This is a genomic window from Marinagarivorans sp. (genome assembly GCF_982758155.1).
Window position 1 is genome coordinate 1 of record NZ_CEXWTU010000006.1, and the last position, 19,163, is coordinate 19,163.

17 protein-coding genes and 1 pseudogene are annotated in these 19,163 nt (G+C 46.0%); 4 read left to right on the forward strand and 14 right to left on the reverse strand.

Going from position 1 to position 19,163, the window contains the following annotated elements:
* Window positions 1-78: 78 nt before the first annotated feature.
* Both AC3A8L_RS01530 and AC3A8L_RS01535 read left to right on the forward strand, forming a co-directional pair.
* Complete coding sequence (locus AC3A8L_RS01530; protein ID WP_487960452.1) at window positions 79-2,367, forward strand: TonB-dependent receptor; 2,289 nt, start codon at window positions 79-81, stop codon at window positions 2,365-2,367.
* Between the two features lie 15 nt (window positions 2,368-2,382).
* Window positions 2,383-3,666 (forward strand): PepSY-associated TM helix domain-containing protein, encoded by a 1,284-nt coding sequence (locus AC3A8L_RS01535; protein ID WP_487960453.1) that lies wholly within the window; start codon window positions 2,383-2,385, stop codon window positions 3,664-3,666.
* 250 nt (window positions 3,667-3,916) lie between these two features.
* Here the strand turns inward: AC3A8L_RS01535 and AC3A8L_RS01540 are convergent, their stop codons facing one another.
* The 3 genes from AC3A8L_RS01540 to AC3A8L_RS01550 form a co-directional block, all read right to left on the reverse strand.
* Complete coding sequence (locus AC3A8L_RS01540) at window positions 3,917-5,161, reverse strand: tyrosine-type recombinase/integrase (RefSeq protein ID WP_487960454.1); 1,245 nt, start codon at window positions 5,159-5,161, stop codon at window positions 3,917-3,919.
* A 303-nt stretch (window positions 5,162-5,464) separates the two neighbouring features.
* A complete protein-coding gene (locus AC3A8L_RS01545) occupies window positions 5,465-6,679 on the reverse strand; it encodes an ABC transporter permease (RefSeq protein ID WP_487960455.1) in 1,215 nt (404 codons plus the stop codon).
* Window positions 6,669-7,421, reverse strand: a complete 753-nt coding sequence (locus tag AC3A8L_RS01550; protein WP_487960456.1) for an ATP-binding cassette domain-containing protein — start codon at window positions 7,419-7,421, stop codon at window positions 6,669-6,671. The genes AC3A8L_RS01545 and AC3A8L_RS01550 overlap by 11 nt, the downstream gene beginning before the upstream one ends.
* A gap of 70 nt (window positions 7,422-7,491) precedes the next feature.
* Between AC3A8L_RS01550 and AC3A8L_RS01555 the strand changes: the two genes are divergently transcribed.
* A complete protein-coding gene (locus tag AC3A8L_RS01555; protein WP_487960457.1) occupies window positions 7,492-8,178 on the forward strand; it encodes a DUF3299 domain-containing protein in 687 nt (228 codons plus the stop codon).
* A gap of 23 nt (window positions 8,179-8,201) precedes the next feature.
* Here AC3A8L_RS01555 and AC3A8L_RS01560 read toward each other — a convergent pair whose 3' ends face one another.
* The 11 genes and pseudogenes from AC3A8L_RS01560 to AC3A8L_RS01610 form a co-directional block, all read right to left on the reverse strand.
* Window positions 8,202-9,218, reverse strand: a complete 1,017-nt coding sequence (locus AC3A8L_RS01560; protein WP_487960458.1) for a CobW family GTP-binding protein — start codon at window positions 9,216-9,218, stop codon at window positions 8,202-8,204.
* Between the two features lies 1 nt (window position 9,219).
* A pseudogene (locus AC3A8L_RS01565) lies at window positions 9,220-9,327 on the reverse strand (SEC-C metal-binding domain-containing protein); the annotation flags it as partial.
* Between the two features lie 173 nt (window positions 9,328-9,500).
* Entirely contained in the window at window positions 9,501-9,908 is a 408-nt protein-coding gene (gene hisI, locus AC3A8L_RS01570; RefSeq protein WP_487960459.1) for a phosphoribosyl-AMP cyclohydrolase, read from the reverse strand.
* A 1-nt stretch (window position 9,909) separates the two neighbouring features.
* Window positions 9,910-10,350 carry a Fur family transcriptional regulator gene (locus AC3A8L_RS01575; protein ID WP_487960489.1) on the reverse strand — a complete coding sequence of 147 codons (441 nt, stop codon included), beginning with the start codon at window positions 10,348-10,350 and terminating at the stop codon, window positions 9,910-9,912.
* A gap of 23 nt (window positions 10,351-10,373) precedes the next feature.
* On the reverse strand, window positions 10,374-11,012 hold the full coding sequence (locus tag AC3A8L_RS01580) for a ZrgA family zinc uptake protein (protein ID WP_487960460.1): 639 nt from the start codon (window positions 11,010-11,012) through the stop codon (window positions 10,374-10,376).
* A 72-nt stretch (window positions 11,013-11,084) separates the two neighbouring features.
* On the reverse strand, window positions 11,085-12,476 hold the full coding sequence (locus AC3A8L_RS01585) for a 5-methyltetrahydrofolate--homocysteine methyltransferase (RefSeq protein WP_487960461.1): 1,392 nt from the start codon (window positions 12,474-12,476) through the stop codon (window positions 11,085-11,087).
* Window positions 12,477-12,529: 53 nt separating this feature from the next.
* Complete coding sequence (locus tag AC3A8L_RS01590; RefSeq protein WP_487960462.1) at window positions 12,530-14,881, reverse strand: TonB-dependent receptor; 2,352 nt, start codon at window positions 14,879-14,881, stop codon at window positions 12,530-12,532.
* A 106-nt stretch (window positions 14,882-14,987) separates the two neighbouring features.
* Entirely contained in the window at window positions 14,988-15,335 is a 348-nt protein-coding gene (locus AC3A8L_RS01595) for a DUF1826 domain-containing protein (protein WP_487960463.1), read from the reverse strand.
* A gap of 116 nt (window positions 15,336-15,451) precedes the next feature.
* Window positions 15,452-15,754, reverse strand: a complete 303-nt coding sequence (locus AC3A8L_RS01600; RefSeq protein ID WP_487960464.1) for a DUF1826 domain-containing protein — start codon at window positions 15,752-15,754, stop codon at window positions 15,452-15,454.
* 29 nt (window positions 15,755-15,783) lie between these two features.
* The gene (gene zigA / locus AC3A8L_RS01605; protein ID WP_487960465.1) at window positions 15,784-17,052 is read right to left on the reverse strand and encodes a zinc metallochaperone GTPase ZigA; all 1,269 of its coding nucleotides are present in this window, start codon (window positions 17,050-17,052) and stop codon (window positions 15,784-15,786) included.
* A complete protein-coding gene (locus tag AC3A8L_RS01610; protein WP_487960466.1) occupies window positions 17,049-17,408 on the reverse strand; it encodes a MerC domain-containing protein in 360 nt (119 codons plus the stop codon). The genes zigA and AC3A8L_RS01610 overlap by 4 nt, the downstream gene beginning before the upstream one ends.
* Before the next feature lie 715 nt (window positions 17,409-18,123).
* Between AC3A8L_RS01610 and AC3A8L_RS01615 the strand changes: the two genes are divergently transcribed.
* A complete protein-coding gene (locus tag AC3A8L_RS01615; protein ID WP_487960467.1) occupies window positions 18,124-19,038 on the forward strand; it encodes a hypothetical protein in 915 nt (304 codons plus the stop codon).
* Window positions 19,039-19,163 lie beyond the last annotated feature (125 nt).

Genomic DNA, 19,163 nt, shown 5'->3' on the forward strand with positions numbered 1-19,163 from the left:
TAAGGAGGTCGAGATCAAGCATTAGTGGATGAAATATTGTTTCCTCGTCCCTAACTTATCCCGTTTTGAGGAATTGACATGGTCTTGCTGCGTGCCTACGCCCCCATTTTTTGTGCGTTACTTAGCCCAAGTGGCCTTCTGTTAGCTGACGAAACTAAACTGAATTCGTTTAAAAAAAATCCATTAGAAGAAGTGTATGTCTGGGGTGAAAGCCGTGAAACAAGCGATGCGGGTTATGTGAGCCCAACCAGTGTGCTGACACAAGAAGATATTCTGGCTATTAATGCAGTAACCACAGAAGATTTGGTGAAATTTGAACCTAGTTTAGTCATTCGCCGCCGTTTTATCGGAGATTCTAATGGCACGCTGGGGGTTCGCGGCTCCAATATGTTTCAAACGTCTCGCTCAATGGTTTTTGCTGACGGCGTACCTTTACATTATTTTTTACAGTCACGTTGGAGTGGGGCGCCGCGCTGGACAATGGTATCGGCTAGTGAAATTGCACAGGTAGAGGTTATCTACGGCCCCTTTTCAGCGGAATATAGCGGCAATGCAATGGGTGGCGTGGTATTGATAGAAACGGCTATACCACAGAAACGTGAAATTCACATCGATGGGTCCTATTTTTCACAAGCCTTCGAGGCTTACGGTTTTGATGATAACGTTGATGGCTTCAAAGGTTTTGCATCCTATGGTGATAAAATTGGCGATGCGAGCATTTATCTTTCGTACAATTATTTAGACAACACGGCACAGCCACAAAGCTTCAGAGACTCAAGCCCCTCGCTTCCTGAAAACGAAATAGTGACCGGCAGTATCGTGGGCAAGGATTCAACCGGCAATACGCAGCTTTGGTATGGTGATACTGGTGTTGTCGAGACCACAACAGAAAACTTTAAATTGAAATTAGGGTACGATTTTGGTGATTGGCAATCGCTCTTCAATCTTGCCTATGAGGACAGGCATTCTGCCAATATCGGTAACTCTTACATTAAAGATAGCAGCGGTAATACCCTGTGGGCTGGCGACGGCTTAACCGAACATGGGCAGTCTTTTTCAATACAATCAAGTCGGCTCAATGCGAGTGAACTCAACCGGCAGAGTCTGTCTTTAGGCGCACGATTAAAAGGGACAATTAATAAAAAAATTCGGCTAGAGGCCAACGTAAATCGTTTTGAGATATTAAAAGATGAAGCGCTTTCTTCATTGCTTAACCCAAACGCAGCAAACTATACCCCAGAAGGCCAAATAAACGACTACGACAACAGTGGCTGGAGTACCGCCGAAGTAAAGCTAATAACACAAGATATTTCCGCCGCTAAGGTAGAGCTAATAACCGGTATTCGCTATGAGGCTTACACATTAAATCTTGATGTTTATCAATCGCCAGATTATGCGGCGGCAATTAAAGGGGCGCACAAGAGCCGGTTTGGGGGCGAGACCCAAATGTCCGCTGTTTTTGCGCAAGCAAATTGGACAATTTCCACGCAGTGGGATACGGCTTTTGGGTTGCGCTACGAATCATTTAAAAGCCGTAATGGTTACTACAGCGATGATGATGCCACTACGGCAGCACTCGATCTGGTTCGAATACCCAGTGAAACTAAAACTGCCGTATCGCCAAAATTCTCTTTGGGTTACCGCCCAGAGGAGGCTTGGTTGGTGCGTTATTCATTAGCCAAAGCCTATCGTTTTCCAATAGTTGAAGAACTTTTTAGTCAGTACGAGGACTACAACAGCCAGAATTTATCGAACCCTAAGCTACAGCCCGAAGCCGGTCTTCACCATAACCTAATGTTTGATAAAACAATTACAGGCGGCTACTTACGCGTGAATGTTTTTCACGAGCGCGTAAAACAAGCCATCGAATCTCAAGTTAGCCTTTCTAGTCTTGTACGCACCTTTGTACCCATAGATGAAGTAGAGGTTAAAGGCCTTGAATTTATTGTCAATAAAAGTGGGTTGCTCGTCAGTGGGCTGGATGTGCGCTTTAACCTCGCATGGACGAACGCCACTATTATCGACAACAGTTCGGCCGATGAATCTATTGAGGGCAATACCTACCCAAGAATGCCGAAATGGCGGAGTAATTTACTTGCCACCTATCACCTAAACCCAGACTGGAATCTGAGTGCTAGCATTCAATATGCCAGCGATAGCTACGGCAGCCTTGATAATGCGGACATGCAGGATAATGTGTTTGGCGCACAAGATGATTACACGCGAATTGGATTAAAATCGGCGTATCAGATTAATGACCAATGGCGTGTCAGTGTAGGCCTCGATAACCTGACTAACGACATTGCCTACGTTGCGCACCCTTGGCCAGGACGAACGGCCTATTTTAATTTTTCTTTAAACTTGTAAGCGGTGCGCTAGGCGATGATCACTTATCACAATACCCTCTACAGAACCCTATGGCGCTGGCACTTTTATGCTGGCCTATTCTGTATTCCCTTTGTCGTTTCGCTGTCGTTAACGGGGGCCATTTATTTATTTAAACCTCAAATTGAAGCATGGATAGATCGCGATTATCAAAGCCTTGCCATTACCGGGGAGCGCAGCTTACCGGCTGAACAAATCACATCGGCCAAAGCGCACTTTCCTCAAGCTTCTTTTGTGAGTTATCGCCTACCTCAGCACAACCGGCAAGCGGTGATCATTACCTTGAGCAATGAGGGGCAGCGCGTGCTGCTCTATATTAATCCCTACACGTTGGAGGTACTAAAAACAGTCAACGCCGACAGTCAGTTAATTCAAATTGTTCGCGCTTTGCACGGTGAATTAATGCTGGGAAATACAGGCTCTATTATTATTGAGCTCGCGGGTTGCTGGGCCATTGTTTTGGTCATCACGGGATTGTATTTGTGGTGGCCGCGCTCTACGCGAGGATTAGGCGGAATTGTTTATCCACGACTTGGCAAAGGCCGGCGGACACTTTGGCGTGATTTACATGCGGTGACAGGTCTTTGGGTGGCAGTGTTCACACTATTTTTACTGATTAGTGGATTGCCTTGGGCGCTGGTGTGGAGCAGTGCATTTAAAGAGCTTCGCTCATTGGGTGCCGCTGCCAGCGAACAAAGTTGGAGCGTCCATCACGGCGGGCATAGCACAGGCCTCGATATTTCAAAAACATTGTCACCGGCGTTATTAACGCAAGCGATGCAGCTACAATTCGCTCACCCCGTAACACTCGCGCCGGATAAAAAGCATGAAAACCAATGGAAGCTATCATCTGGGCACCAAAACAGAATGCTAAGAGCCGACGCTTGGTTTAATGCCGATAATGGTGAATTGGTTAAGGTGCTGCCGTTTGCTGAGCGTTTAACCACCGATAAAATTATCGGCATTGGTATCGCGGCACATGAAGGTCATTTGTTTGGCTGGCTAAATCAGCTATTGGGTTTGTTGGTGACGGCGGGCTTAATTCTGCTGAGCATTAGCGGTTTTGTTTTATGGCGAAAACGCAAGCCTGCCAATGTACTTGGAGCGCCGCCGGCAATGGCAAATGCTCACGTAGGTAAAGTTGTATTGGTCATTACGCTGGGGTTAGCTGCAGTGCTTCCTGTGTTGGCTATATCGCTTATTGTAATTTTTATCTTGGAGCGATTCGTGTTGAAACGTATTGCACGTGCGAGTGCATGGTTAGGGCTTAGCGCGCAATAATTTCAAGCGGGGGATGAAATATTGTTTCCTCGTCCCTTAAGTATTAACAGCTGTATATTTGTAACTACTCAGGCATGCACAAATATGCCGGCAAATTGATCATTTTCTGGGCCGCTCAAGCCATCCTTGGGCGCTATGCAAGCGTTCCCGACGCTTGAATGCCCAGAAACAATCAATTCGCCTTTTTAGTGAGCGTCATTTCGACCCTGCCTGAGTAGTTACGTGTATTTATTGGAGTTATTAATACCTCTTAATCAACCTTTCTCCTCTTACCGCTTTCTGCGCGAATGCGGTTTTCAGTTTGCACATAAACTGTATCCGTTGTGGCCATGCTAGCGTGGCCTAGATCTTCAGATAAATCTTTTAGGGCGCGCCCGCGTTCAATCTCCATACTGGCGCCGGTATGGCGAAGCCAGTGGCTGGAGGCCTCTTTTAATTTACGTGCACTATCTTCACCCTCTATGCGACACATCTTTTCGTAAGCTTGATCAAAAATATCCTGAACGATACGTGATAGCTGCCTTGCAGTCATTCCGCCTTGGCCGCGCAATTTTTCGACGATGGGTTCGTTTTCGCCAGAAGCGGGCAGTGGACTTAGGCCGCGGTAGGCGCGGTATCGTTTTAAGTAATCAATAAAGCTATCGGGTACAGTAATATCGCGTAGCTTTCGCCCTTTACCGTAAATTTTTAACCACCAATTCTTATCTGAGTCTTCCCAAAAATGACTCATCACTGGAGACCATTGTGTGCGCTCGGATAATTCTGATATCCGCAAAAACAAGGTTTTAAGGGCCGAAATAATAAATAGACTTCGTTCGTAGTCTGGATCTTCGTCGGCTTTGCTTAGCGCTACAGCATGAACATATTGCCATTGATCCTGTGTAAGCCGCCGCACTTCTTTGACTTGTGCATCGCGAATGAAGTGCCTGCAATCGGTTTTGGCGATTTGAGCAGGGTTGCCATAAAGGTATTCTTCATTCATTAAGTATTTATAAAACGCAATAATCGCTGTAAAAGTGGCCGTTAAGGTTTGCTGTGAAGGTTTGTATTTTTTCTTATCAGGGGTAACAGTGTCGACATTAAACCCTTTAGGTAACTTCAATTTAAACGGCGCCCAAGCTGGGTTTTGAACATAACGCCCATTTTCATACAGAAATTTTTCGTGGTTTGCGAGGCAAATCCAATTAACTGGTGGTTGCCAACAAAAATCGGCGTATTCAAGAATATCTGACTTGCCTAATTGCGACATCGGCTTTAATTTAATCACAAACAGCCACAACAAAAAGCGTTCAACTTCCGTTCGAAAACGCGTAAAAGTATGCTCCGACTTATTCCTGCCAATGTAATTCAAAAACTCCATGCCCCATTGCCAGTGGGGCATCCACCAGTTTTCGCCAGTATTCAAGAATTGCTCTAGTAGCCAATACTCATCGAAGGCAAAATCTTTGAAATCTTTATAGCTAGGGTAAAGTGCGACTGGGGTAGGGGTTGCCATAGTGAGCCTTGGCTGGAATCAGCCTGTAGAGTACGTCATCAATTTTGGTAACTACTCAGGCATGCACAAATAGGCCGGCAAATTGATCATTTTCTGGGCCGTTCAAGCCATCCTTGGGCACTATGCAAGCGTTCCTGACGCTTGAATGCCCAGAAAACAATCAATTCGCCTTTTTGGTGGGCGTCATCTCAACCCTACCTGAGTAGTTACTAATTTTGACACGTGAACGACTCAGGGGGAACTTTATAATATTCATAAGCTTTGATTCTAGCACTATGTTTAGGAGGTGATAGCCGATAACTTTCAGCGTGAAACTCGCCAAAAGCTAACAAAAGCCGGTACAAAACCCACAATTATTGCCCCTAGCAGTACATATAAAAGTGTTTTTGGGTGCTCGAGAGTCACGCTAGCCAAGCTAATATCAATGCCATATTGGTTCATCGCCCAAGAACTGGCGCCAGCAATAACGATTACTAAGGAGGTGCAGCCCAATAAGATTCCCAGGGTGGCGACGCACAATGATTCTATTTTGATCAAGAAGAAAATAGTGCTTGAGCCGACGCCCAAGGTACGCATGACTGCGAATTCACCGCGGCGCTCTCGCAGGGTAGCCATCAACATAGCGCCGAGGCCCAGCAGAGAAGAAAATAAGATCAAGCGTGCCATTAAAGCCAGCGTACTCTCAAGTCCACGGCTCATTTGCCACAGCTTCGCGAGTGCTACACCGGGTAAAATGGCTGTTAGAGGTTCTTGAATCGCGGTATTAAATTCACGCTGAACTTTAAAGGTTGCAAATTTCGAGGTTAAACCCAATAGCGCGGCCGTAATGCTAGTCGGCTCCAAGTTTTGAGGTTCACCGAGCTTATGTGCTTGAGGTTGGTGAATAGCCTCTAACCCTGCCAAGCTCACATACAATGCATTGTCCACTGGTGTGCCCGTTGGCGCTAATACGCCTGCTACACGGAAAGGGTAATTATCGTGTTTATGAAAGCTGATTGCAGAAAGCCCATGGGCTAATATCAATGTGTCGCCCAGCGCATAGTTTAATTGTGCGGCGACTTGGGCACCGAGTACTACATCGTAGTCATCAGAAAAAGTCTGCCCACTGGCATAGCGTAAATTGCGCGACTGACCATATCGAAAGTGACTAAAAAATTGTGCTTCGGTACCCACCACTCGAAAGCCTTGGTGAGAATCGCCTAGGCTTATCGGAATCGCCCAAGCCACGTTTTTGTGATCAACTAACTTCTTGTAACTATGCCATGTCATATTTTGCGATGGGTTACCGATACGAAATACCGTGGTCAGTAATAGATTCACATCACTGGTGCGCGGCCCAACAATTAAGTCGACTCCAGATATGGTGCTATTGAAGCTCTGTTTGGCAGCTTGTTGAATGTGTTTGGTGCCTAACAGGGTAAAGACGCTAACGGTTATCGCCGCCACAGTTAATAATACAGAGCCTCGTCTGTACAGTAAGCTCTGCCAAGCGACTTTTAGCATTGTTTTAATCGGCATGGTCAATGGCTCCGTTAACCCTATCATTAGATAATTCGGATAAAGTTATTAGATGATCAAAATAGGGCGCCAAGCGTGTATCGTGGCTTACAAAAATGACGGTGGTATCGGCATGCTCTTCAAGATGCCGGCTTAAGACCCGCATAAATCTGTTGCTATTCACGTCATCAAGCGCCGATGTGGGCTCATCAAACAACAAAATAGGTGGTGAGTTGATAAGGGCGCGCGCAATAGCCACACGCTGTTGCTGACCAATGCTTAAAGTATTTGCAGATTGCTGCCAAAATTTGGGTTCTAACCCGGTATCATTTAACAATGATCGAGCTAATTCCTTTGGCGGGTTACCACCGCCACACACTAAAGATGACGCTAGCAACACGTTATCCAAACTCGATAGATACGGAATAAGATTAAATTGCTGAAATACCATACCAATATTCTGTGCCCGAAAATTATCGCGCTTAGCGGTAGATAACGCCGCAAGTTCTACCCCGGCAACATTCAGTTTGCCAGCCCCGGTATGAAGTCCACAAAGCAATTTAAGCAGTGTCGATTTCCCCATACCCGAGGCGCCCTGTAAAAATATTCGCTCGCCAACAGCCACTTTCCAATCCGGAATATCAATAGCGGGCTCTAGGTTATTTGAATAAGCGAACTTTAACGCCTTCGCGTAAATCGCAAAGGGGGAATTGACTATTAGGCTATCCATTGGTGCTTTATTAAAACCTTGTGTTTGAGGCATATTGGTTTCGAATGTTATGACTTTAATGATACGATATATCAAATAGTCTTATAGGTGAAGCGAACCTCTTATGAAAATATATTTAATTAGGGTGGTTATAGTCACTGCTTGCCTGTTAGTTGCTTGCTCAAAAGATGAAGTTAATAACAGTATGGAAACTTCAGTTACTGTGGAATTATCACCAACAGAAACCGAGGTTACAATAACTGAGGCGCCGAATGCTGTAAGTAAAAAGACCTATACAGAAGTGGAGTGGGTAGATCTTATTCCTGACGATGATTTACAGGCATTAGAAAACCCGCCAGCGTATCTTGATGAGATTGAAGACGGCAGCGCTGAAGATCGCTTGACGAGTCAACTTAAAAATCAATCATCTCCTGCCGAAAACCGCTACCAGCAAGCTTTAACGTCCGAGAAAATTCGACCAGAGTTTAATGGCCGTCGTGTTCGTATCCCAGGCTTTATTGTGGCCTTGGAATATAATGATCAACAAACTGTCACTAGTTTTTTCCTAGTGCCGTTTTTTGGTGCTTGCCTTCATATGCCGCCACCACCACCCAATCAAATTATTTATGCCGAGTTTGAACCGGGTATTCGCCTAAATGCATTCTACGACCCATATTGGATTGAGGGCACATTATCGACTACGTTAATCGAAAATGAGGTGGCGACAGCGGCTTATACCATTAGCGTTTCTTCGGTTGAACCGTATGTCGAAGATGGTAATGTACAGGCTGAAGAGGAGGCGGCGCCATAATGGTTTTATAATGATTTGTGCGGTTAGGCAACGATACACTTCAATATATCCATTTCACTTAATTGATCATTGTTGTGCGTAATGGCTTCAATACGGCTTTCAAGGCAATCATCCAGCTCATACTCAGTGAGGCCATCGGTTGTCGCGTTATACGCATAAACCCCCTCAGAAGTAATAAAGACGGCCTTCATACGTTCAGCACGCATACGACTTAAATAAGAAAATAATAACTGTCTGTCGAAGATTTTATCGGGTGAAAACCGCCAGCCCAGACTGCGATAACCTTCACCCGCATTCTCGACCTTTAGGTAGCCACATTCTGGAATGGCCACATCGTTAATGCTGGGGCGTTCAGGGTGGGTATGTGTATGGGAGTGATTGTGGGGGCGGAATAAATTTTTCGCGGTGTCGGATGGGCCATCCAGTATGCCGGTGTCTAACTGGCCATAGCTTGAAAAAGTAATCGGCTTTGCGGCCATATCACGATTACTTAGGTAATTTTCGAGTAGCTCTTTGTCTCCGGGTTGATACAATTCTTGTTTATTGCCAACAACAATGTCAGCAATATCAATTTGCTGTTGAAAGGTATCGTGGTCTGTATAGCGTGAATCATGCAGTTTTCTGGCATCAACCAATGTTAAACACTTTTGAATACTCAACGCATCGCGATAATGATCTGTGCTCAGTACTTCAAGTACTTCTTTAGGGTGACCAAGGCCTGTGGGCTCAATTAATAGGCGATCAGGTTTAGCGCGCGTGAGTAATTGATTGAGAGCAATTTGCATAGGTAAGCCCGCCGCACAACACATACACCCACCGGGAACTTCACGAATAAAAACCCCGCTTGATTCTGTATGTTGCCCTTCAAGTAAACTACCATCAACCCCCACTTCACCAAACTCGTTAACCAATACCGCCCAGCGTTCGTTGTTGGGTTTTGTTTTCAGGAAATGTAAAATAGCTGTGGTTTTCCCTACGCCTAAAAAACCGGTAATAATATTGGTGGGTACGGCATAAATACCTTTTTCTTGCGATGTCACATTACACCCCTTTTTTGCCACAGCACTTTTTAAATTTTATTCCGCTATCACATGGGCAAGGGTCATTTCGGCCGACTTTTGACGCGGCGCGAACGGTAGGGGTTTTGGGTCCGCAGCAGCTTACACTGCTACAACAGCTATCGCCGTCATTCTCATCAGCGTTGTTGATGGCAGCATTTTCTTCTAAGACATTCATAAGTTTTTATACTGTAGGTAGTGAAATATTCTAGAGGCGACTTAGGGGCGAGGTAATCATTATTTGTTTAGTTGTTTTATCGTTCATTAAGCCACGATAATTTTTTGCTCATCGCTATCGACGTTTAAGTAAAAGCAGTCTTCACGCCCGGTGTGACAAGCAGCACCAACCTGATCGACACGACATAAAATTGAATCTCCATCGCAATCAAAAGACATCGCTACGAGTGTTTGAGTGTGCCCACTGGTTTCACCTTTTACCCATAGCTGCTTTCGACTTCGAGACCAATACGTCATGCGTTGGGTTGATAGCGTAAGCTCTAAGGCATTCTTGTTCATCCATGCCAGCATGAGCACTTTATGACTTGTTGCGTCTTGGGTGACGACTGGAATTAAGCCTTGTGCGTTAAATGTTAATTGCGAAATGCAGGCTTGCAGCGCAATGGTGTCGCCAGCGTTAATCTGTTCCAAGGATTTATAAAAAGTGTTGTGCATTTTAAGCGGCACTCGCCGAGCAGTTATCACATAGGCATTGAAGCTCTAACTGCGAATTAATGAGCTTATAACCTGCACTGGCAACTTGCTGATCTAGCTCTTCAACAATACGTTTAGCAATGGCAATTTCTTTGACGCTTTGACATTCCCCGCAAATCAAAAATTGTGGTATTTCATGCGCGTGGCTACAGGCAATATGCGAACAAGCCACATATTTGTTGGCCGAGCTGAGCTTGTGAACTAATTGCTCAGATTCTAAAAAATCCAGAATACGATATACCGACATCGGAGGCATAGAAGCCTCGGCGCTCTTATTGTAGGCATCGGCTACTTCGTAGGCCGACAGGGGAGTATTCGAGATGAGTAAAAGTTCTAAAATTCGTTTACGTTTTTCGGTTAAGCGACCACCGGAGTGTGCACAAATATCTTGTGCTTTACCCATGATGGAATTCAATTGCTGCTTTTTCACGGTTTTAGCTCCACTGCCGTATGGCTTTTATTGAGTGTTGTTGCGCCTTGCTTGCCATTAGCGATCCATTGAACGTCTATTTTTTCAAAGCCAGGGTAAAGGCTAAAAAGGTGTAATTGTATAGCGTATGGGGTTGCTAGCTTACACAGCCATTCGTAACTTAGATGAATATCGCGATGTGTTTGATGATGATCTTCATCATCCGCTACAGTCATGTTACTGCCATTTGCGGCAAGAGGCCCGATATTACCATGAAGGTGAGCGTGGCTAGTATGCTGAGTACCGTGAAGCTCTAATGTGTTTTGGGTTTCTATTTGCTCGTGATAAGGCAATTTGACTTTAACTTGCTGTACCTTACAGGCTGGCTGCAAATCGATAATATTTTCCGGTGTATTAAGTGTTTTAGTCAGCTGACTTAACTTCTGCCATTGAGCTGTATTCTGGGGGGCATGTTCAAAGCCGAGCATATTGGCTGCTGGGGTTTCTAGTTCGATAAGTAATTCGCCGGCCTCATACACGACCGTCATATGTGCGGTACCGTGGGTATGTGCTGAAGGGTTTTGTAGGACTTGAGCTAACGCCCCGTGGGCGCACGTGCAAAGTCCAAGCATAATTAACCGCAATATTAATAGCATAAAGACCTCATCGGTGGCGAAAAAAAGCGGAAGCTAAGCTTCCGCCAAAATCCCTATGGGGGAGGGGAAAAGCTAGTGGTCGTGCTCTTCAGCAATGCCCAGCCACGTAATCATGGTTGGGGCGTAATCCAGTTCTATTGTACTGGTGACGGTCAGTGTACTTAGATCGACAACTTGAATGTGCTGCGCTATTGGGTCGGCGATATAGGCGGTGTGGCTATTCTGCGCCAAAGTCATGGAAAACTTCATGCCGTCGGGCATAAGGCTGACATCTTCACTGGTAATTTGCAGACGTGCGCCTTCGAACTCCCAATGAGTATGACCATCGTGCAGATGAGGTTCAATTAGCGTGAGATAACCTTGGTCATCCAAAATAACAAACTGCTCGGCCTCAAAAGCAAAATCACGAGCAACCGGTTTGGCGTTTGGCATGGGTTGCCAGTCAATCAGCTCGATTTCGCCTTCTTCGGGGTCAATCACAAAAAACTGACTCACGTCATCTGCACTAGCCGATCCAATCAGCTGACCACTTTCGTGATGCCCCCAAAGGCTGCCAATACGAGCATCTGCTAGGAGGGTGTCAGGGTTCAACAATTTTTGCGCACTGTAGGTGTCATCATTGCCTTCAGTCACTAATAAAACACCATCGCCACAGCCAAATACCACATGGGTTTCATTTTGTGCGGCGCCATGTAAGTCGGGGCAACTGACATCTAGAGTTTGCTCTAACTCGTACTCACTGTCGTGAAGATGATAAACGCCCACTTGATCAGGGAGTTTAACGTTAGTGGATGTACTTTCTGAATCATCACGGCGGATTGTTACCAGTAAATGTTCGCCACGGGTTTTTGCCACGCCGTGCATCGGTAAATTAAAGCTAACCATTGCCGGCATTTCGGCTCCGGCAATCGCATCATCATCAAAAACTTGAGTTGATGCATTGCTGCCAGTGTCTGCATTACCATCAAAGAAAACCGCTGTATGTCCGTCGTTCACGTCATAGTGTGTTGGGCGGCTGCCGGTTAACGTGAAGTTGTTTAGCTGTGGTGTGGTTGTCACTTGGTCATAATGGTCGTCGTGGAGCACTTGCCAAAGGCCACCATCAACAAAGCCTACTTTATCTGCATTACGTTCGATCAATGTAGCAAAGCGATAACCGCCAGAGGCGTAGACAGCGCTGGGTAATGCATCCAGTGCAATAGTTGCAATTGAATCGTTGTCATCTAAGTCAAACACTTCGGCTTCGATAGTGGATGAATTCACTACCAGTAAGCGACCCATCGCTTCACCTTCGTGCTCACCGCCGTGATTGTGGTCATCATCACTCACGGCAGGGGAGGCTTTTTCTACAATGTTAGTTTCTGCGTCACCGCAACCTGTTAATACCAGTATGGCACTTGTAGCAATAAGAGCTCCTAAGGGCTTTAGGTTTAGGTGGGCTAACGTTTTCTTTACCGGCTTCATGTTTGATCCTATATCGTTAAAATTTGAAAGAATGTGCGCGTCAATTTTTCACACTAAAAAGTGCCTCGAATACCCAAGGTAAAATTGCGCCCGGGTCGTGGGGCAATATCTTTAATAAACGAAGTGTGGACGCGTGCTTCGGTGTCGGTGATATTCTCGGCTTTGATAAACAGCGCCAATTCACTTGAGCCAACCGGTAAGCGGTAGGTAGCACTGGCGTCGAACATGCCATAGCCATCGGTGGGGGTTTCCAATGGTGCGGTATTATTTTGTTTGGCGTATTGCGTCCAGCTTAGGGTTGCACTCAGTCGCTGGCCGGTATAATCCAAGTCGGCACCGAAACGCAGTGGTGGGGTTCTGGGCAGATCAGTCCCGTTTGTGAGCGTGGCATTAACATAGTCAGAGAATACCGTTGTTTTCCAGTGATCATTCAGCTTCCAAATGCCCTGGGCTTCAAAACCGTAAAGCTCTGCATCGAGATGAGTAAAGAGGTAAACCGGCAGTTCATCTTCGTGCTCGCCTTCTTCTTCCTCGTCACCATGGTTGTGCTCGTCTTCGTGATCGTGACCGTTTTCAGCAAAATAGCCGGTATTGCTCTGGTAGTAATAGTCATTAATTTGGTTATAAAAAGCATTTAAAATAATACCCACGTCGCCTTCATACTTACGAAAGGTTAAGTCGATATTGTTGGATGTTTCCAGTTCGACATCAGCATCATTTAAATCAAAATGAGATTCACCATCCTCCTCATGCAAGGAGAATAGGGCACCAATTTCGTAAGCGCCGGTGCCGATGTGTGGCCCAAACGATAAAAGTTCTGATGCCGAGGGCGCGCGTTGTGCATATGAAAGCGATACACCCATGTTATAGCCCGGCTTAAAATCCCAAACCGCGCCAACAGACAAACTGACAGGCGTAAAATCATTATCTACCGAAAAAGCACGGGTAGATTCGTCGCCGTGATCAGCATCGCTATCCTCTATGCTGTCATGCGCATGGACTTCAAGATGCGGCAGTAGCATGTTGCCGGCGGAAATACTGACGCGCTCAACTCGTGCCCCCACTTGAACCAGTACATCGGCGAAATGCTTCTCTTCCATTAGCGCCATTGCCAAAGTTTCAGTTGTCGAGGGTGGAGTGAATGCCTCGTCACCCTCAGCTGCGGCATCACTTTTTTTGTAGTGGAGGTTTAAAGCGCCTTTCCAGTGTGACCATTCTTGGTGAAGTAAGTCGATACGCACTTCTGAGGTTTGATTGGAAAACAATGTAACAACATCCCCGTTTTCAATTTCGGCATGGGTATAGTCTGTGTATGCCGCACGGGTATGGATGGCGCGTAGCCAGGGTAGGTCGACGTCCAGCTCACTCAACAATTGATAACGATCTTGCTCTAGGTCGGCGTAAACACGGCCATCATCACTGCCGTGGGTGTGGCCTGGAATACCGTATTCACGGTCTAAACGCCCCATCGAAATCCCGACATAGCCATTGTCCAGTAAGTAGCTGGTGCCTAGGGTATAGCCGCTGGACTCTTCGGCACTATTGCCGACGGTTTTTTCCCCGTTCGGCTCGTCTTGCTCGGGCGCAACGGGCACATCGTAATCGTCTGTTTCGCGCCAAAAGCCGTCAGCGTAGAAAGCAAAGGTATCTGTACCGGTAATGGCGTTAAACGACGCAAGATTTTGGTTGTTAACGGACTCACGGCTCAATAAAAATTCGCCTTGGGTTTCGGAGTCGGTCGGCACGCGTTTATCCACTACGTTAACAACACCACCAATTGCGCCGCTGCCATAAAACAAAGTGGAGGGTCCACGCAAGACTTCAACTTGCTGGGCAGTAGACACTTCTGATGCGACTGAGTGATCGGGGCCAACACGTGAAACGTCGCTCACATCCAAACTATTTTGGGTAATCAAAACACGTGGACCACTTAAGCCGCGAATGACGGGCGTACTGGCGACATTGCCATGAAAATTAGTATTCACGCCTGGCTGTCTATCCAGAGTATCGCCCAGGGTGGCCGCTTGCTGATTCCGCAACGCCTCACCACTGAGCACAGAAACCGGTAACGCGGACTCGATTACCGAGGCGTGAATAGGTAATCCAATAACATCCACTTGTTCTATAACCGTACCGGTTAAGGTAATAACGAGTGGTTTATCACCATCATCGTGCAAATGCACCATGCTATGGCTATAACCTGGTGCGATGATGTGAATTTCTGCCACATCATCGGCTAGGCTAAAGCGACCTTGGTCATCTGTAATAATTGCTTGTTTGAATCCGTTCGCTTTAACCTTAGCCCCTACGATAGGTTGGCCTTGATCATTAACTACAGTGCCATCCAGTGCATGCGCATTTGTCGCGGCTACTGCAACGGCGGCGGCTAATAGTGTGTGCTTCATTCCTAATTCCAAAGGTAACTCCAAACGTAACTCAAAAGGTAAATCGATTTTTGCGTTGTGTATTCTTAGCTTATGGACGAAAGATGATTCCTCGTCCATTCGGCCCTTAGGCCATATCTAGTGTTAGCACTAAGCGCGGTGTGTTTTTAGTGGCGGCTGGCGAGCGGTGGACTAATCCACGCCCTTCATTGCCATCCCAAGCTTCACCTTTTAATAAGGCTACATCGCCAAGCTTAAGCTGTTTGCCGGCGGCTTCTGGTCGTGTTGCTACACGCCCATTGCCCAAGCGCTCTACATCCTCTGGTGCGTGCCACTGTGTACCCGCGCCAGCATAGGTGCAAATCAAACGGCAGGGTACACGGTCCACATGAAACTTGGGGCACATGGCGGTATTTAATACGGCCAGGCGTAATCCCACGTGCTCTAAGGGACGAGGAAACAATATTTCATCCACTAATGCTCGATATCGACATCCTTACCTTCGTTGCTCAAAGCGTTACATGCCCCGGCATGCGCCCCTTTCAGCGCCTTGATAAGAATGCCGATCTCTTCGCCTAATTGGATAAACTATTATTGCCTCGTCCCTAACTCAAATAGGCAACTGAACATGTCGACCACTTGTACTACGTCTTCAATAAAACTGGGGCGGCTTTCCGATAGCGGTAGCTCGCGCTCCAACTGTTGTGCGATATTTTGCGGCTTTTGAATAACCCGTGTTTGCCAGTTTGGCGACACATCAATTAGATGTTTCGCGTAGCGAATAATAGGGCTGTTTAAATGGCGCTGCCAAATGGCAATATTGACATCTGGCAGGTAGATATCGGCTAAAGCACTGGGGTGATAATCGGTGGCTAAGGAATGTGCGGCATTCATAATGTAAAACTCCTAAAGTCCTAAAGTCCTTAAGCGGCTGATTCTTCGTTGGCGGATTCGTCTTCCCATTCGGGGAAAGGGTCATCCAATGTTTGCCAATAATCCTTACCGGCTAATAACGACTCATCCGTTAATAGGCATTGATCCAGAGCTTGTATGACTTGCTCCTTGTTCAGGCCTTGACCGATAAACACCAACTCTTGACGCATATCCCCAAAGGGCTCGACCCAGCTTTTCTCGATAGATTCAAGGTATTCAGGGTCATCGGGCCAGCGGTCTTTTGGGATAGCCTTCCAGAACATACCTGCAAAGCCATAGCGTGCAATGCCGCCCGCTTGGTTCCATTGCCCTGCAAACTCAGGCCGCGAGGCTAACCAAAAATACCCCTTTGAACGAATGAGTTTGCCCTCGAGATTTTTACTGTGCAAAAAATCATAGAATTTTTGAGGGTGAAAAGGCTTGCGAGCGCGGTAAACAAAACTACTAATGCCGTACTCTTGCGTTTCGGGTACGTGCTCGCCACGCATTTCTTTTAGCCAGCCTGGAGCTTGCTGGGCTTTTTCAAAACTAAATTTACCGGTACCCAGCACTTCACCTAAATCAATATTACCTTCGCTAATCGGTAAGAGTGTGGCCTCGGGGTTTAGTGTGCGAATCACCGCCTGCACTTTTTGAACATGTTTTTGGCTAACGAGGTCGATTTTACTGATTAAAATCACATCGGCAAATTCAATTTGGTCTACGAGTAAATCGGCCACCGTACGCTCATCGTCTTCGCCTAAATGCTCGGTTCCGTCCTGTAGGTAGTTAGCTTGATTGTAATCCGTCAAAAAATTTGCGGCATCGACCACTGTTACCATTGTGTCCAGTTCGGCAACATCAGCCAGGCTTTGACCATCTTCATCGGCAAAAGTGAATGTCTCGGCCACCGGTAATGGCTCGGAAATACCCGTGGATTCAATTAATACATAATCAAAACGGCCTTCTTCCGCTAGCTTGCGTACTTCGATTAGCAAGTCTTCGCGCAAAGTACAACAAATGCAGCCGTTACTCATTTCGACCAGCTTTTCTTCACTGCGATTTAAGGTGATTTCATTTTTAACCGTGGCAGCATCAATATTCACTTCGCTCATGTCGTTAACGATAACGGCAACACGACGATTTTCGCGGTTGTTTAAAATGTGATTAAGAACGGTGGTTTTGCCTGCGCCTAAAAAACCAGAAAGCACTGTAACGGGCAAACGAGACGACGAATGAATTGATTCAGCATTAGCTGAATTGGCTGACGTTAATGTCATTGAGGCTTCCTCGAGTTCAATAGGTGGCGATTGAATAGGTGCCCTGCAATAAAGGTCATGCCTGATGCGATCGCCCAATAAGCTTCCATGGCTTCTGGCACGGTTAAGGCCGCTGCCATTAATACAGAGCCTGCTAAAGCTAACAATCCGGGAAGTAAGTGCTTGTGAATACGCCATCCCGAAGGGAAAGCCCAAAGTGCAATCGTCACCATTGCAGCACTAAGCCAAAGGTGTGTTGATTCGCTAGACAGCGCGGCAAGCCCGATAAAGGACGTTCCTGTAGCGGCTAATATGGGAAGCCCCAAGCAGTGGATAACGCATAGCCCTGAACAGGCTGCGCCTAAAGCATCTTTCATTTCTTCTGTTCCCCGTGTAGTGCCTCAACTCATTCCGATATGATATACCGTATCATTTTAAAATGAAAGCAGATGTTATTGGCTATGGCAGAGGGGGATAACAGTGATATCAAAATGTATGCTTTAGAGTCCTGAAAGGGGCGCGCGGGGTTATGGCTTGCAGAGTACTCTTGATGAAGTCTATAAAAGCGCGTTTGGCCGTTGTTAGAAACAATAGAGCTCAACAGCCCGTATCATTGATATCAAGTGTACTGATAAGTGGGTTTTACCGAATCCACGACTTGACTCGGGCATTATGTTTTCGAATCGATTAACGCACCCTATCAGCATAAGGGGCGAGAAAATAAAAGGCTCACGCCTCAAACATCATGCCAAACACGGATATCTGTATAGAGCTTTCATGTACAAAATATTTTTATAAAAACAATACTGTTAGGTAGGCGGTCGGTTATCAGTTCGTTTTGAACGGATGCTAAACATAGCATTACCTCAGTAGTATGGTTATGCTAATACTTGGCTCCCACAAATAGGCAGAGTCTATCTTCATACACGTATAAATGCGTATGGGGCTATGTCTTATGCCACTTACCATATTTGAATTTGGCCAAAAATGGTGTCTCATGCACGGCCCTAAGTGAGATACAAGTGATGTTAGGTATTGGGTTTAGTCGCTTAAAAATAATCCCATGAAGAACGCTAGCGCAAGGTAAAAACTATGCTTATAAAAATGGAGCGATGGTTATCTCATTGTTTTTCGGTATTTATGCTTTTTGGTCTATTGTCTTTGATCGTATCGTGTGGGGGTAACTCAAACACAAGCTCATCGTCTACTAGCTCTTTCAATTCTTCATCAAGCTCTAGCAGTTCTTCGTCAAGCTCAAGCCGCTCTTCTTCGACCTCTTTCAATTCCTCATCAAGCGGGTTGCAGTTACCACTGCAGGTTTCTCAAAAAGTCGTTCGTTTTGTTTATTTTATAGAGCAGGGCGAGTCGTATAGCCCAGCATATTTTGATGCGATAAAAACACAAGCGTTCTATTTACAGCAATATTGGCAAGATCAATTTGGCGGTACGTTTTATCTCTACAATAATGTGGTGGATGTGATTTATGCCGATCATGAAGCTAATTGGTATTTGACGAACGCCGACGGTATACACAGCGATGAACGATGGTATCGCTTAGGAAACATTAAGCGCGAGGTGTATAGCAAACTAGGGCTTAGCAGTGTGCCGCGCAGCACAAGTGCGCAAGTTAGAATAATCAACTACCCTACAACCCGACACGACGGTCGTGTGGGTGCTAACTTTGGCGGGGCTTGGATGGATGGTGATGATTTAAGTTGCTTGCTGGGGAGTAGTAATGGTTATAACTTTCCGTATGACGAAAATTCACCAGCACATTGTACCGGCCATGTCGCACATGAATTTGGTCATATATTTGGCCTAGATCACACTGGGCCAAATGAAGATTGCATGCAATATGGATTTTACATTTCAACAATAAATGGAAACCTTTGCAGTTTTAGTGAAAGCAATAGAAATATAGTGAAGGGCAATGCCAGCAATTTAGGTTGGCTGGATGCAGCTCCCGGGCAGGTAGTTAATACAAATGGCGAGGTCGAAATGCAGTAGGCATATAGCCAGTACAATGACCGCAGTGCTCGTGGTTTTTGTCACACTTTAAATCGACACCACAAAGGGAGTCTGTCAAATACAAGAACAGGCATCACAAGGGTTGTGTGAAAATTACTGCTAAA

Bases quoted from the DNA above. Each gene is read 5' to 3' on its own strand.
- AC3A8L_RS01600 (WP_487960464.1), bottom strand. From the start codon at position 15,754: ATGAATGCCGCACATTCCTTAGCCACCGATTATCACCCCAGTGCTTTA.
- AC3A8L_RS01545 (WP_487960455.1), bottom strand. From the start codon at position 6,679: ATGCCGATTAAAACAATGCTAAAAGTCGCTTGGCAGAGCTTACTGTAC.
- zigA (WP_487960465.1), bottom strand. From the start codon at position 17,052: ATGACATTAACGTCAGCCAATTCAGCTAATGCTGAATCAATTCATTCG.
- AC3A8L_RS01540 (WP_487960454.1), bottom strand. From the start codon at position 5,161: ATGGCAACCCCTACCCCAGTCGCACTTTACCCTAGCTATAAAGATTTC.
- AC3A8L_RS01550 (WP_487960456.1), bottom strand. From the start codon at position 7,421: ATGCCTCAAACACAAGGTTTTAATAAAGCACCAATGGATAGCCTAATA.
- hisI (WP_487960459.1), bottom strand. From the start codon at position 9,908: ATGCACAACACTTTTTATAAATCCTTGGAACAGATTAACGCTGGCGAC.
- AC3A8L_RS01535 (WP_487960453.1), top strand. From the start codon at position 2,383: ATGATCACTTATCACAATACCCTCTACAGAACCCTATGGCGCTGGCAC.
- AC3A8L_RS01555 (WP_487960457.1), top strand. From the start codon at position 7,492: ATGAAAATATATTTAATTAGGGTGGTTATAGTCACTGCTTGCCTGTTA.
- AC3A8L_RS01530 (WP_487960452.1), top strand. From the start codon at position 79: ATGGTCTTGCTGCGTGCCTACGCCCCCATTTTTTGTGCGTTACTTAGC.
- AC3A8L_RS01575 (WP_487960489.1), bottom strand. From the start codon at position 10,350: ATGGGTAAAGCACAAGATATTTGTGCACACTCCGGTGGTCGCTTAACC.
- AC3A8L_RS01615 (WP_487960467.1), top strand. From the start codon at position 18,124: ATGCTTATAAAAATGGAGCGATGGTTATCTCATTGTTTTTCGGTATTT.
- AC3A8L_RS01580 (WP_487960460.1), bottom strand. From the start codon at position 11,012: ATGCTATTAATATTGCGGTTAATTATGCTTGGACTTTGCACGTGCGCC.
- AC3A8L_RS01590 (WP_487960462.1), bottom strand. From the start codon at position 14,881: ATGAAGCACACACTATTAGCCGCCGCCGTTGCAGTAGCCGCGACAAAT.
- AC3A8L_RS01610 (WP_487960466.1), bottom strand. From the start codon at position 17,408: ATGAAAGATGCTTTAGGCGCAGCCTGTTCAGGGCTATGCGTTATCCAC.
- AC3A8L_RS01585 (WP_487960461.1), bottom strand. From the start codon at position 12,476: ATGAAGCCGGTAAAGAAAACGTTAGCCCACCTAAACCTAAAGCCCTTA.